Genomic DNA, 12,367 nt, shown 5'->3' on the forward strand with positions numbered 1-12,367 from the left:
TGAGGGGCGTTGGCTAAACGCCCCTCACGAAATGCCCGGGCTGCCGGGGACGATCTGGGTCGAGAGGCCCCAAGGTGAGCCGGTGACACGCATCGCCGGCCTGACAAAGCAAAACGCAAGATTGGAGAATGACAATGCGTCACGCACGTGGCTACCGCCGCCTCAACCGTACTCATGAGCACCGCAAGGCGCTCTTCGCCAACATGGCTGGCTCGCTGATCGAGCACGAGCAGATCAAGACGACCCTGCCGAAGGCGAAAGAACTCCGTCCGGTCATCGAGAAGCTGATCACGCTCGCCAAGCGTGGCGATCTGCATGCCCGCCGTCAGGCTGCCGCACAGCTCAAGCAGGACCAGTACGTCTCGAAGCTGTTCGACATCCTGGGCCCGCGCTATGCCGAGCGTCAGGGCGGTTACGTCCGCGTCCTGAAGGCCGGCTTCCGCTATGGTGACATGGCGCCGATGGCGATCATCGAATTCGTCGACCGCGACCCGGCTGCCAAAGGCGCTGCCGACAAGGCGCGTGTCGAAGCCGAGGAGGCCGCTGAGGATTGATCCTCGCGCCCGTCCCAATCGGACCATGAAAAGACCACAAAATCCCGCCTTTCGAGGCGGGATTTTTCTTTATTGCCCTCATTTCGCCCTTCTCGTCGGGCAGATTGGGTTCGCAGTACCGGAGACACCCCCAGCATCCGGCTTCTGCCCAGATTATCCCCTTCGCTGCGGTGACCCAACGGAAGCCGTAAATCGGTTAACACTTTTAAGTTGACCGGATTTTTCCCAACCTGTCTAAAAAGGTATGTCGATACAGAGCAGAATCGATCTGAAGCTGAGAGAGTTGGGCCGTTTGGCTCCGCGCGGCTTTTTTGTTGGGTTGCATATCCGCTTCACGGCGCCGTTGATGACCTTCCAGACCTATGACAAGGCCTGGCTCGATCATTACACCGAGAATGGATATGTGCTGCGAGACCCGATGACCGCGTGGGGGTTTAGCGAGACCGGATCGATCCGGTGGAGCGACCCGCGCCTTCCGGATCCGTTCCACCTCTTCGATGAAGCCCGGAAATATGGCCTCGTATACGGGGTTACGGTCTCCTGTGGACCTATCCGGTCCCGCACCATCGCGAGCTTTGCCCGCGACGATCGGGAATTCTTCGACGAAGAGATCGGTATGTTCGAGAAGATCGTGTGCGAGTTGCACGGGATGACCGAACCCCCCGAGGAGCTCACCAAGGCCCAGATCGAGGCTTTGCGCTGTGTTGCTGGGGGCGACCGACATGCGGCAGCAGCCGCGAAACTGGGTATTTCTGAAAGCGCTCTCAAGGCGCGTCTGAACTCTGCGCGAACACGGCTAATGGCCCGGACTACGGCCGAAGCCATCCAGCGCGCCAAGGACTTTCGACTGCTCTAGTGGCTGTCGCCCTCCGCACGGCTGATTTGACCGACCAACCCTGCAGGAGGAAGACATGCAGACCACTACGCTTTCGTTCACCAATTTCCACAACCATGGCGAGCTGTTTGCGAACATGCTTCGCGCTCGGCGTGAGCTTTTCATCGTCCATAACAAATGGAACCTGCCCGAGGCGATGGGCATGGAATACGACCAATATGACACGCCGGCCAGCCGCTGGGTCGTCGTCCATGACGAGTTGGGCAAGGTGCTCGCGGGCAATCGCCTGACGCCCACCACCACCAAATGCGGCATCTATACCTACATGATCCGCGATGCGCAGCGCGGCTTGCTCGACACGATCCCGTCGCATCTTCTCTACGAAGAAGCGCCTGTCGCCGAGACGGTTTGGGAAAGCTCGCGCCTCTTCGTGGCCCATGATGTGCCCGCCTCGATGCGCCGCCGGGTCCATGCCAAGCTGGTGATGGAGATCGGCAATGCTGCGCGTCGTCTGGGCGCACGTTCGGCGCTCACGTTGCTCAATGCGAACTGGCCGCGTTGGGCGGGGCGCGTCGGCGTGGACATGACCGCGATGGGCCCGGTTCTCGAGATCGACGGCATCAATAACCAGGTCGTCTCGATGGACTTCTCGCAGAACCTCCACTGATTGCAGACAAGGCCCCCGCGCGCCCACACGCGCGGGGGCTTTTCGAGCACCGGCCGAGGCACTACCTTCACGACCATCATGGCCGATCTCTTCGACTCTCCAACCCCTTCCCGACCCGCAGCCGAGGCACCTCGTCCGCTGGCGGATCGAATTCGTCCGAAATCGCTCTCCGAGGTGATCGGGCAGGAGCAGGTACTCGGTCCCGACGGGCCGCTGGGGGCGATGCTTGCGGCGGGTAGCCTTGGATCGCTGATCCTCTGGGGGCCGCCCGGTGTGGGCAAGACGACGATCGCGCGGCTGCTGGCCGATGCGTCCGACCGTGCCTTCGTGCAGATTTCCGCGATCTTCACTGGCGTGCCCGAGCTGCGAAAGGTCTTCGAGGCCGCCAAGCTGCGCCGCACCCAAGGCCGGGGAACGCTCCTGTTCGTCGACGAGATCCACCGCTTCAACAAGGCGCAGCAGGACAGCTTCCTGCCGCATATGGAGGACGGCACGATCCTGCTGGTCGGCGCCACCACCGAGAACCCGAGCTTCGAGCTGAACGCCGCTGTGCTGAGCCGCGCGCAGGTGATGATCCTGCAACGGCTCGATCTGGCCGATCTCGAACGGCTCGCGCAGCGGGCCGAGAAAGCGCTTGGCAAGCCGCTGCCGCTGACCGGCAAGGCGCGCGAGGCGCTGCTGGAGATGGCCGATGGCGACGGGCGGGCGCTTCTGAACCTGATCGAGCAGGTCGCGGCTTGGAAGGTGACGGGCAATCTCGATACTGACGCGCTCTCGACCCGGCTGATGAAGCGCGCCGCGAAATACGACAAGTCGGGCGACGAGCATTACAACCTGATCTCGGCGCTGCATAAATCGGTGCGCGGCTCGGACCCCGATGCCGCGCTCTATTGGTTTGCGCGGATGCTCGAGGGTGGGGAGGACCCGCGCTACCTCGCCCGGCGCATCACCCGCATGGCCGTCGAGGATATCGGGCTGGCCGATCCGCAGGCGCAGGTGCTCTGCATCGACGCGTGGAACACCTACGAACGGCTCGGCTCGCCCGAGGGGGAGCTGGCGCTGGCGCAGGCGGTGCTCTATCTCGCGCTCGCGCCGAAATCCAATGCGGGCTACATCGCCTACAAGGCCGCGCGCAAGGAGGCCAAGCGCACCGGCTCCGAGCCGCCGCCGATGCATATCCTGAACGCACCGACGAAGCTGATGGAGGAACAGGGCTTCGGCGCGGGCTATCAATACGACCACGATGCCGAGGACGGGTTCTCGGGGCAGAACTTCTTCCCCGACACGATGAAGCGCCCCGTCCTGTATCAGCCCGTCGAACGCGGCTTCGAGCGCGAGCTGAAAAAGCGCCTCGACTGGTTCTCCAAGCAGCGCGAGCGCCGCCAAACTTGACATTTTCGCCCGTCGCAGGTCCAAGGGCGCCCAAAGGAGACAGCGATGCTTTCAACGGTTTTGCAGGTCGCGCTTGGCGGTGCGATCGGCGCCTCGGGACGTTATCTGGTGGGTGTGGGGCTGATGCGCAGCTTCGGCCCGCAGCCGATGCCGCTTGGCGTGATCACGGTCAACGTTCTCGGGTCCTTCCTGATGGGGATGCTGATCACCTTCCTCGGTGACAAGCAGCTGACCCATTGGAACGCGTTTCTCGCGACCGGGGTGCTGGGCGGCTTCACCACCTATTCCTCCTTCTCTCTTGAAACATGGACGCTGATCGAGCGGGGCCAGACGGGCCTCGCGGCCTTCTATGTCGGCCTCACGCTGGTCGCGGCGCTGATCGGCCTGATCGCGGGCGTTCATATGATGCGGGCAATGCTATGAGCGGTGTGCAACATATCACGGTGACCGAAGAAGATGGCGAGCAGCGTCTCGACCGGTTCCTGAAGAAGAAGTTTCCGCAGCTTTCGCAGGGCATGATCGAGAAGTTCTGCCGCAAGGGCGATCTGCGCGTCGACAAGGGTCGTGTGAAGGCCAATGCGCGCGTGGCGCCGGGTCAGGAGATCCGCGTGCCGCCGATCCCCGATGAAGCGCCGAAGCCGAAGCACGAGGGTATTTCCGACGCCGATGCGAAATTCATCCAGAGCTGCGTGCTCTGGAAGGACGAGCATATCATCGCGCTCAACAAACCGCCGGGTCTACCCTCGCAGGGCGGCTCGGGGCAGGGCAACCGCCATGTCGACGGGCTGAGCGAGGCGCTGATGTTCGGCTACAAGGATAAGCCGAAGCTGGTGCATCGCCTCGACAAGGACACGTCGGGCGTGCTGCTGCTGGCGCGCACCGACCGCGTCGCGCGCCGCCTGTCGGAAGCCTTCCGCGCCAAGACCACCCGCAAGATCTACTGGGCCGCCGTCGCTGGCGCGCCCGAGCCCAAGACCGGCACGATCCGCTTCGGCCTCGTGAAGGCTCCGGGCCATGGCCGTGGTGGCGAGGGCGAGAAGATGATCTGCATCCACCCCGCCAAGATCGACAAAACCGAAGGTGCCAAGCGCGCCACGACCGATTACTTCACGCTGCACATCCTCGGGCAGCGGGTGAGCTGGGTCGCGCTGGTGCCGATCACCGGGCGCACGCACCAGTTACGCGCGCATATGGCCGAGATCGGCCACCCGATCATCGGCGATGGCAAATATGGCGGCTCGGGGCAGGAGAATCTCGGTGATGGCTGGGGCGCGCAACTGGGCGGCGAGATTTCCCGCAAGCTGCACTTGCATGCCCGGCAGATCAGCTTCGATCATCCGGTGACCGGCAAGCGCATCACGCTCACCGCGCCGCTGCCCGAGCATATGAAACGGACCTGGGATCTGCTGGACTGGCACGAGAATGACGTGCCCGCCGACCCGTTCGAGGATCTGAAATGAAGCTCGCGATCTTTGATGTCGACGGCACGATCTCGGACAGCCAGACCCATATCACCCATGCGATGACGCTGGGCTTCGAGGCGGCGGGCCTGCCCGCGCCGCCTGCATCCTCGGTCTTGCAGATCGTCGGTCTGTCGCTGCCGCTCGCAGTGGCGCGGCTCGCGCCGGAACTGGACGCCGCCACGCAGGAGCAGATCGTCGAAGGCTACAAGCAGAGCTATTTCACCCAGCGCGCCGCGAGCCCCGCGCCGCTCTACCCCGGCGCGGCGGAACTGCTGCGCAAGCTCGCCGCGCGCGACGACATGCTGCTGGCGGTGGCCACCGGCAAATCGCGCCGCGGGCTGCGTGCGCTCCTGACCCATCACGGGCTCGAGGGGCTGTTCATCAGCGCCCAGACCGCCGACGATCACCCCTCGAAGCCGCACCCCTCGATGATCGGCGCGGCGCTGGCCGATGCCGGGGTGAGTGCCGCGGATGCGGTGATGATCGGCGATACGACCTTCGATATCGAGATGGGCCGCAGCGCGGGCGTCGCCACGATCGGCGTGCGCTGGGGCTATCACCCGCACGCCGAGTTGGAGGCCGCGGGCGCGCATCGCATGGTGAGTGATTTCGAGGCGCTGGAGGCGGCGCTTCTCGAACTGTGGGAGATGAGTGCATGAGCGAATGGGCGGCGAAGCGGTTCTGGAAGGAGACCTCGGTGACGGAGGCCGAGGGCGGCTTCGGCGTGGCGCTCGACGGGCGCGCGGTGAAGACCCCCGCCAAGGCGCCGCTCGTCGTGCCGACCCGCGCGCTAGCCGAGGCGATCGCCGCCGAATGGGACGCACAGGAGGACAAGATCGCGCCTCACACGATGCCCGTCACCCGCTCGGCCAATGCCGCGATCGACAAAGTCACACATCAGCATGACGAGGTCGTCACCCATGTCGCGGAATATGGAGAGACCGATCTGCTGTGCTACCGCGCCGACAAACCGGCCGAACTGGTCGCGCTTCAGGCCGAGAAATGGGACCCGTTGCTCGATTGGGCGGCGCAGACCTACGGGTTGCGACTGACTGTCACAGCAGGAGTTCTGCCTGTGGCGCAATCTCAGGACGCGCTGGCCCGGCTTCGCGCCGAGGTTGCGGCTTGCGATCCCTTCGCGCTGGCAGCTCTGCACGATCTCGTCGGCATCACCGGCTCGCTGGTGCTCGGGCTCGCGGTGGCGCGGGGGCGTCTGACGGCCTTGGAGGCCTGGGAACTCTCGCGTCTCGACGAGGATTGGCAGATCGCGCAATGGGGCGAGGACGAAGAGGCGGCGGAGATCGCATCGCTCAAGCGTGAGGCCCTGTGTGACGCGGGACGAATCTGGGAGCTCGCCCAAAGGTGAGCATGTGCGATTTCGCACTCTGCCCGAGGTTTTGCCGAAGTCATTGGCACCTGCTGATCAAATGTGCAGTTGCGCTCGCGGAAATTGGAAAGTGGGCTTGACCTTCTTTGATCAATTGGACCACTCTTTTGTTACTCCGTGTCATGAGACACGATCGACCAGGTCCGAACCGGGCCAAAGAACCGCCCCGAGAGGGTGGCGAAACAGGAAGAGGTAAAAATGAAGAAATCCGTCTTTTTCGGCGCGCTGACGGCCGCCACGCTGACCGCTGGTCTGGCGGGTGCTGCCACGCTTGACGATGTCAAGTCGCGCGGCGAACTGATCTGCGGCGTGAACACCGGTCTCGTCGGCTTCGCGGCGCCGGATGCGAACGGCAACTGGTCCGGCTTCGACGTGGCGATCTGCCAGGCGGTCGCTGCGGCGGTCCTCGGCGATGCGTCGAAAGTGAAATATGTCCCGACCACCGGTCAGACCCGCTTCACCGCGCTCGGCTCGGGCGAAGTCGACCTGCTGGCTCGTAACACCACCTGGACCTTCTCGCGCGACACCGACCTGAAGCTTCAGTTCACCGCGACCAACTACTACGACGGTCAGGGCTTCATGGTCCGCAAGGATTCGGGCGTGACCTCGGCCAAGGAACTCGACGGCGCTTCGGTTTGTATTCAGACCGGCACCACCACCGAGCTCAACCTCGCCGACTACTTCAAGGCCAACAACATGTCCTATCAGCCGATCACGGTTGATTCGAACGCCGAAGGCGAACAGCAGTTCCTCGCCGGCGCTTGTGACGCCTACACCACCGACGCGTCGGGCCTCGCGGCCACCCGCGCCGCTTTCGCCAACCCGTCGGATTACGTGATCCTTCCGGAAATCATCTCGAAAGAGCCGCTGGCTCCGGCCGTGCGCCAGGGTGACGACCAGTGGACCGACATCGTGCGCTGGACCGTCTTCGCGCTGATCGCGGCCGAAGAATACGGCGTGACCTCGGCCAATATCGACGAGCTGGCCAAGGGCACCGACAACCCGGAAGTCAACCGCCTGCTCGGCACCGAGGGTGACCTCGGCGCGATGATCGGCCTCGACAAGACCTGGGCTGTCAACGCCATCAAGGCGAACGGCAACTACGGTGAAATCTTCGCCGCCACCATCGGTGAGCAAACGCCGATCGGTCTGGCCCGCGGGCTCAATGCCCAGTGGACCCAGGGCGGCCTGATGTACGCTCCGCCCTTCCGCTAAGGAGGGCCTGGCAGGGCGCGGGTCAAACCGCGCCCTGACCAAATTTCAAAAGACCGTGGGCGGGGGACCAATCCTCCGAAGGCCGGGATAAAACGGCCAGACAAAGATAAGCACGCGGCGACAGGGGAAATACGCAATGACAACCGCGCATGACGCGCCGGAGAGCCAAGGCTTCCGGCTCAGCCAGCTCATTTACGATACGCGATACAGGTCGCTGACGATTCAGGTCGTCGTGTTCTTCATCGTGATGGCGTTCGTCGGCTGGCTCGTAGACAACACCATTCAGAACCTCAGCGCTCTGGGCAAGGACTTCAATTTCTCCTTCCTGTCGCAGCGCGCAGGCTACGATATCGGCAACGCTATCATCCCCTATAACAACGACATGACACATGGCCGGGCGCTTCTCGTCGGGCTGATCAACACGCTCTGGATCTCGTTCCTGGGCTGTGTCGCGGCGACGATCCTTGGGATTTTCGTGGGCGTGCTGCGCCTGTCGAAGAACTGGCTCGTGGGGCGCCTGATGACGGTCTATGTCGAGGTGTTCCGCAACATCCCGCTGCTGCTGTGGATCCTCGTGGCGATCGCCTTGCTGACCGAGGCCGCGCCGTCCCCGAACGCCTACAAGATCAACCCGACGACGGGCGAGGCGAGCGCGAGCATGCTGTTCGACTCGATCGCCTTCACCAATCGCTACACCGCGATCCCCTCGATCCATTTCGATCGCTCTCTGGGCTCTCTCGACACCGCGCTTGCGCCGATCTCGCTGAACTTCCTCGCGATTGTTCTGGTGCTGATTGCCTCGATCTGGGTGAACAAACGGGTTCTGGCCAGCGCGGCGAAGATCCAGGAAGCGACGGGCGTGCGCCCGACCACCTGGTGGAAAAGTGCGCTGATCCTGATCGTGCCGATGCTCGCGCTGCTAATCGCGCTCGGGTTCAACCCCGACGAGCCGGTCCTTCAGGGCTTCAACTTCAAGAACGGCACGAATGTCTCGAACTCCTTTGTCCCGCTCTGGCTCGGCCTGACGCTCTACACCGCGGCCTTCATCGCCGAGATCGTCCGCGCCGGTATTCTCGCGATTTCCAAGGGGCAGACCGAGGCGGCCTATGCGCTGGGGCTGCGCCCCAATCGCACGATGAACCTCGTGATCTTGCCGCAGGCGCTGCGGGTCATCATCCCGCCGCTGATCTCGCAATATCTGAACCTGACGAAGAACTCCTCGCTCGCCATCGCGGTCGGCTATCTTGAACTGCGCGGGACGCTCGGGGGGATCACGCTCAACCAGACGGGCCGGGAGCTCGAGGCGATCTCGCTTATGATGCTGATCTACCTCGCGATCTCGCTGTCGATCTCGGGCGCCATGAACGTCTACAACAATCGCGTGAAGCTGAAGGAGCGGTGAGATGAGCGATACCCACGCCCAATCCGTCGCCTATGTCCGCGACACGATGCTGGACCCGAAACCGGCTCCGGCAAGCCAATCCGGCGCAATCCAATGGCTGCGCGAGAACCTGTTCTCGGGCTGGCTCAACACGCTGCTGACGATTCTCGGGATCCTGGCGATCTACGGTTTCTTCTCGCATTTCTACGCCTGGTTCCTGCACGGCGTCTGGAATGCAAACTCGCTCGCCGAGTGCCGTCAGATCATCACGACCGAATACGGCGACGGCGCGACCGGCGCCTGCTGGGGCGTCATCCGTGATCGCTGGCACCAGTTCATCTTCGGCTTCTATCCGCCGGAGCTGTATTGGCGCCCGATCCTGACCTTCCTGCTGCTCTTCGCAGCGGTTGGACCGGTGCTGTTCCAATGGGTGCCGCGCAAGCTGATCTGGTTCACGCCGATCTACCCGTTCCTCGCGGTCTGGCTGCTCTGGGGCGGCTCGATCTGGGGGCCGGTGCTTGTCGCGCTCGGTTTCGTGCTGGCGTTTGTCGTCTTCAACTACGTGGCGCGCTTCGGCACAATCGGGGGCTTTGCTGCCGGTGCGATCGTTGCGATCCTGTTCTGGCTGTTCGGCGTCTCGCCGCTGGCTGGTGTGCTGCATGCGATTATCCCGCTTGGTATCGAGCCGGTGGAATCGGCGAAGTTCGGTGGCTTCCTGCTGGCGATCACGCTGGGCGCGGGCGGCATCGCGATGTCGCTGCCCCTGGGGGTGATCCTCGCGCTCGGACGACAGTCGGACATGTTCCTGATCCGGACCTTCTCAGTGATCTTCATCGAGTTCATCCGGGGCGTGCCGCTGATCACGCTGCTGTTCGTGGCGTCTCTGCTGCTGAACTACTTCCTGCCGCCGGGCACGAATTTCGACATCATCCTGCGGGTGATGATCCTCGTGACCATGTTCGCCGCCGCCTATATCGCGGAGGTGATCCGGGGCGGTCTCGCGGCCTTGCCGCGCGGGCAGTACGAGGCAGCTGACGCACTCGGGCTCGACTACTGGAAGGCGCAGCGGCTGATCATCCTGCCGCAGGCGCTCAAGATCTCGATCCCGGGGATCGTCTCGACCTTCATCGGCATGTTCAAGGACACGACCCTCGTGGCCTTCGTGGGTCTGTTCGACCCGCTCAAGGGCATCCCGGACTTCATTCGCGCCGATTTCGCGTGGAAGGGCATCTACTGGGAGCCCTTCATCTTCGTCGGCGCCATCTTCTTCATCCTGAACTTCGCGATGTCGCGTTACTCGATGTATCTCGAGAACCGGCTCAAGCGCGACCATCGCTAAGGGAGAAAACCTAATGACCGAACCGCATTTCGACGCGAATATCGACCGCAGCCACATGACGGTGAGTGACGAGGTCGCGATCCAGATCGAGAACATGAACAAGTGGTATGGCCAGTTCCACGTTCTGCGTGACATCGACCTGACCGTGCAGCGCGGTGAACGGATCGTCATCGCCGGGCCTTCGGGCTCGGGGAAATCGACCTTGATCCGCTGCATCAACCGTCTGGAGGAGCACCAGGCGGGCAAGATCGTTGTCGACGGGATCGAACTAACGAATGACCTGAAGAACATCGACAAGATCCGCCGCGAGGTGGGAATGGTGTTCCAGCACTTCAACCTGTTCCCGCATCTGACGATCCTCGAGAACCTGACCCTGGCCCCGATCTGGGTGCGCAAGACGCCCAAGAAGGAAGCCATCGAGACGGCGATGCATTTCCTCGAGAAGGTGAAGATCCCCGAACAGGCCGACAAATATCCCGGCCAGCTCTCGGGCGGTCAGCAGCAGCGTGTGGCGATCGCGCGCTCACTGTGCATGAAGCCGCGGATCATGCTGTTCGACGAACCGACCTCGGCGCTCGATCCGGAGATGATCAAGGAAGTGCTCGACACGATGATCGAGCTCGCCGAAGAGGGCATGACCATGCTCTGCGTGACCCACGAAATGGGCTTCGCGCAGGCGGTGGCGAACCGGGTGATCTTCATGGCTGACGGTCAGATCGTCGAGCAGAACAACCCGCATGACTTCTTCAACAACCCGCAATCCGAGCGCACCAAGCAGTTCCTGAGCCAGATCCTCGGGCACTGATCGGGGCAGGGGGGCGCTGCCCCCCTCTGGCCTCGCGGCCATTCACCCCCCGAGATATTTTGATCAAGAAGAAGGGGCCGGTGGTGTACCGGCCCCTTTATCATTAGCCATCAATGGCGCGATCAGCTTTCGCCGAAGCCGAAGGTCTCGGTGACATAGTCGATATCCTTGTCGCCGCGGCCGGAGAGATTGATCAGGATCGACTTGCCCGGGTTCGCCTTTGCTTCACGCATCGCGAAGGCCACCGCATGAGAGCTTTCGAGCGCCGGGATGATCCCCTCGTGGCGCGAGAGCTTGTAGAAGGCGTCGAGCGCTTCCTTATCGTCGGCAGCCGAATAGTTCACGCGGCCGGTGCGGTAGAGATGGGCATGTTCCGGGCCAACGCCAGGATAATCGAGCCCCGAAGCGATGGTGTGAACCGGAGCGGGATCGCCGTTTTCATCCTCGAGCACCATGGTGCGGAAGCCGTGGATCATCCCGTCCTTGCCGTAGGTGATTGTGGCGGCGTGATCGCCGAGTTTCGAGGAGGTGCCCATCGGTTCGACCCCGTGCAGGGACACGTCCTCATCGTCGATGAAACCTGCGAAAATCCCCATCGCATTCGAACCGCCGCCCACGCAGGCCGCGACCATGTCGGGCAGCTGGCCGGTCATTTCGAGGAATTGCTCGCGCGCCTCGATCCCCACCACATGCTGGAAATCGCGAACCATGCGCGGGAAGGGATGGGGGCCGACGACCGAGCCGATCGCAAAGAGCGCGGTATCGGCCTGGGCGACATAGCTCTGGAAGCAGCTGTCGACGGCTTCCTTCAGCGAGCGCCCGCCAAAGCCTACCGGCACCACCTCGGCGCCGAGCAATTTCATCCGGGTCACGTTCGGCGCTTCTTTGGCGATGTCGATCTCACCCATGTGGATCTCGCATTCGAGACCGAAATAGGCCGCAGCGGTGGCCAGTGCCACGCCATGCTGACCCGCGCCGGTTTCGGCCATGAGCTTGGTCTTGCCCATGAATTTGGCCAGCAGAGCCTCGGCCATGCAATGGTTCAGCTTGTGGGCCCCGGTATGGTTCAGGTCTTCGCGCTTGGCATAGATCTGCGCCCCACCGCACATGTCAGAGAGGTTGCGCAGGTAGCTCACCGGGGTGGGGCGGCCTTGGAAATGTTTGCGGATATAGCGCAGGTCGCGGATGAATTCGGCGGAATGGGCAAGGCGCTCATAGGCCTCGGTGATTTCCTTGAAATGCGGGACCAGCGGCGGCGGCAGCTCCGCCCCACCATAGTCACCAAAGAACCCCTGCGCATCGGGGGTGGATTTCAGATAGCCCATTCAG

At 63.0% G+C, this 12,367-nt stretch carries 13 protein-coding genes; 12 read left to right on the forward strand and 1 reads right to left on the reverse strand.

All coding sequences use genetic code 11. From position 1 onward, the window contains the following. Nucleotides 1-134: 134 nt before the first annotated feature. From rplQ to TP2_RS10265, 12 genes are all read left to right on the forward strand, one after another. Entirely contained in the window at nt 135-554 is a 420-nt protein-coding gene (gene rplQ, locus TP2_RS10210; RefSeq protein ID WP_038077662.1) for a 50S ribosomal protein L17, read from the forward strand. A gap of 244 nt (nt 555-798) precedes the next feature. Beyond that, nucleotides 799-1,410: an autoinducer binding domain-containing protein gene (locus tag TP2_RS10215; protein ID WP_038076918.1), complete on the forward strand. Its 612-nt coding sequence runs from the start codon at nt 799-801 to the stop codon at nt 1,408-1,410. A 55-nt stretch (nt 1,411-1,465) separates the two neighbouring features. After that, nucleotides 1,466-2,056: an acyl-homoserine-lactone synthase gene (locus TP2_RS10220; RefSeq protein WP_038076919.1), complete on the forward strand. Its 591-nt coding sequence runs from the start codon at nt 1,466-1,468 to the stop codon at nt 2,054-2,056. A gap of 78 nt (nt 2,057-2,134) precedes the next feature. Then, complete coding sequence (locus TP2_RS10225) at nt 2,135-3,448, forward strand: replication-associated recombination protein A (RefSeq protein ID WP_038076922.1); 1,314 nt, start codon at nt 2,135-2,137, stop codon at nt 3,446-3,448. A 45-nt stretch (nt 3,449-3,493) separates the two neighbouring features. Further along, complete coding sequence (gene crcB / locus TP2_RS10230; RefSeq protein ID WP_038076923.1) at nt 3,494-3,871, forward strand: fluoride efflux transporter CrcB; 378 nt, start codon at nt 3,494-3,496, stop codon at nt 3,869-3,871. Beyond that, entirely contained in the window at nt 3,868-4,908 is a 1,041-nt protein-coding gene (locus TP2_RS10235) for an RluA family pseudouridine synthase (RefSeq protein ID WP_038076926.1), read from the forward strand. Before crcB ends, TP2_RS10235 begins: the two co-directional genes overlap by 4 nt. After that, nucleotides 4,905-5,570, forward strand: a complete 666-nt coding sequence (locus TP2_RS10240) for an HAD-IA family hydrolase (protein WP_038076928.1) — start codon at nt 4,905-4,907, stop codon at nt 5,568-5,570. The genes TP2_RS10235 and TP2_RS10240 overlap by 4 nt, the downstream gene beginning before the upstream one ends. Continuing rightward, nucleotides 5,567-6,277, forward strand: a complete 711-nt coding sequence (locus TP2_RS10245; RefSeq protein WP_038076930.1) for an ATP12 family chaperone protein — start codon at nt 5,567-5,569, stop codon at nt 6,275-6,277. The genes TP2_RS10240 and TP2_RS10245 overlap by 4 nt, the downstream gene beginning before the upstream one ends. Before the next feature lie 219 nt (nt 6,278-6,496). After that, on the forward strand, nt 6,497-7,513 hold the full coding sequence (locus TP2_RS10250) for an amino acid ABC transporter substrate-binding protein (protein WP_038076933.1): 1,017 nt from the start codon (nt 6,497-6,499) through the stop codon (nt 7,511-7,513). 136 nt (nt 7,514-7,649) lie between these two features. Next, nucleotides 7,650-8,915: an amino acid ABC transporter permease gene (locus TP2_RS10255; RefSeq protein WP_038076936.1), complete on the forward strand. Its 1,266-nt coding sequence runs from the start codon at nt 7,650-7,652 to the stop codon at nt 8,913-8,915. A gap of 1 nt (nt 8,916) precedes the next feature. Next, entirely contained in the window at nt 8,917-10,233 is a 1,317-nt protein-coding gene (locus tag TP2_RS10260) for an amino acid ABC transporter permease (protein WP_038076938.1), read from the forward strand. 13 nt (nt 10,234-10,246) lie between these two features. Next, nucleotides 10,247-11,038, forward strand: a complete 792-nt coding sequence (locus tag TP2_RS10265; protein ID WP_038076942.1) for an amino acid ABC transporter ATP-binding protein — start codon at nt 10,247-10,249, stop codon at nt 11,036-11,038. Between the two features lie 122 nt (nt 11,039-11,160). Here the strand turns inward: TP2_RS10265 and trpB are convergent, their stop codons facing one another. Next, nucleotides 11,161-12,363, reverse strand: a complete 1,203-nt coding sequence (trpB, locus tag TP2_RS10270) for a tryptophan synthase subunit beta (RefSeq protein ID WP_038076945.1) — start codon at nt 12,361-12,363, stop codon at nt 11,161-11,163. Nucleotides 12,364-12,367: the final 4 nt, after the last annotated feature.

Origin of the sequence: Thioclava pacifica DSM 10166, from assembly GCF_000714535.1 — a bacterium.
GTDB lineage: Bacteria > Pseudomonadota > Alphaproteobacteria > Rhodobacterales > Rhodobacteraceae > Thioclava > Thioclava pacifica.

What these genes read in the sequence shown, in the direction of transcription:
- TP2_RS10225 (WP_038076922.1), top strand. Translation starts at nt 2,135, where the DNA reads ATGGCCGATCTCTTCGACTCTCCAACCCCTTCCCGACCCGCAGCCGAG.
- trpB (WP_038076945.1), bottom strand. Translation starts at nt 12,363, where the DNA reads ATGGGCTATCTGAAATCCACCCCCGATGCGCAGGGGTTCTTTGGTGAC.
- TP2_RS10220 (WP_038076919.1), top strand. Translation starts at nt 1,466, where the DNA reads ATGCAGACCACTACGCTTTCGTTCACCAATTTCCACAACCATGGCGAG.
- TP2_RS10215 (WP_038076918.1), top strand. Translation starts at nt 799, where the DNA reads ATGTCGATACAGAGCAGAATCGATCTGAAGCTGAGAGAGTTGGGCCGT.
- TP2_RS10235 (WP_038076926.1), top strand. Translation starts at nt 3,868, where the DNA reads ATGAGCGGTGTGCAACATATCACGGTGACCGAAGAAGATGGCGAGCAG.
- TP2_RS10255 (WP_038076936.1), top strand. Translation starts at nt 7,650, where the DNA reads ATGACAACCGCGCATGACGCGCCGGAGAGCCAAGGCTTCCGGCTCAGC.
- TP2_RS10265 (WP_038076942.1), top strand. Translation starts at nt 10,247, where the DNA reads ATGACCGAACCGCATTTCGACGCGAATATCGACCGCAGCCACATGACG.
- TP2_RS10250 (WP_038076933.1), top strand. Translation starts at nt 6,497, where the DNA reads ATGAAGAAATCCGTCTTTTTCGGCGCGCTGACGGCCGCCACGCTGACC.
- TP2_RS10260 (WP_038076938.1), top strand. Translation starts at nt 8,917, where the DNA reads ATGAGCGATACCCACGCCCAATCCGTCGCCTATGTCCGCGACACGATG.
- TP2_RS10245 (WP_038076930.1), top strand. Translation starts at nt 5,567, where the DNA reads ATGAGCGAATGGGCGGCGAAGCGGTTCTGGAAGGAGACCTCGGTGACG.
- TP2_RS10240 (WP_038076928.1), top strand. Translation starts at nt 4,905, where the DNA reads ATGAAGCTCGCGATCTTTGATGTCGACGGCACGATCTCGGACAGCCAG.
- rplQ (WP_038077662.1), top strand. Translation starts at nt 135, where the DNA reads ATGCGTCACGCACGTGGCTACCGCCGCCTCAACCGTACTCATGAGCAC.
- crcB (WP_038076923.1), top strand. Translation starts at nt 3,494, where the DNA reads ATGCTTTCAACGGTTTTGCAGGTCGCGCTTGGCGGTGCGATCGGCGCC.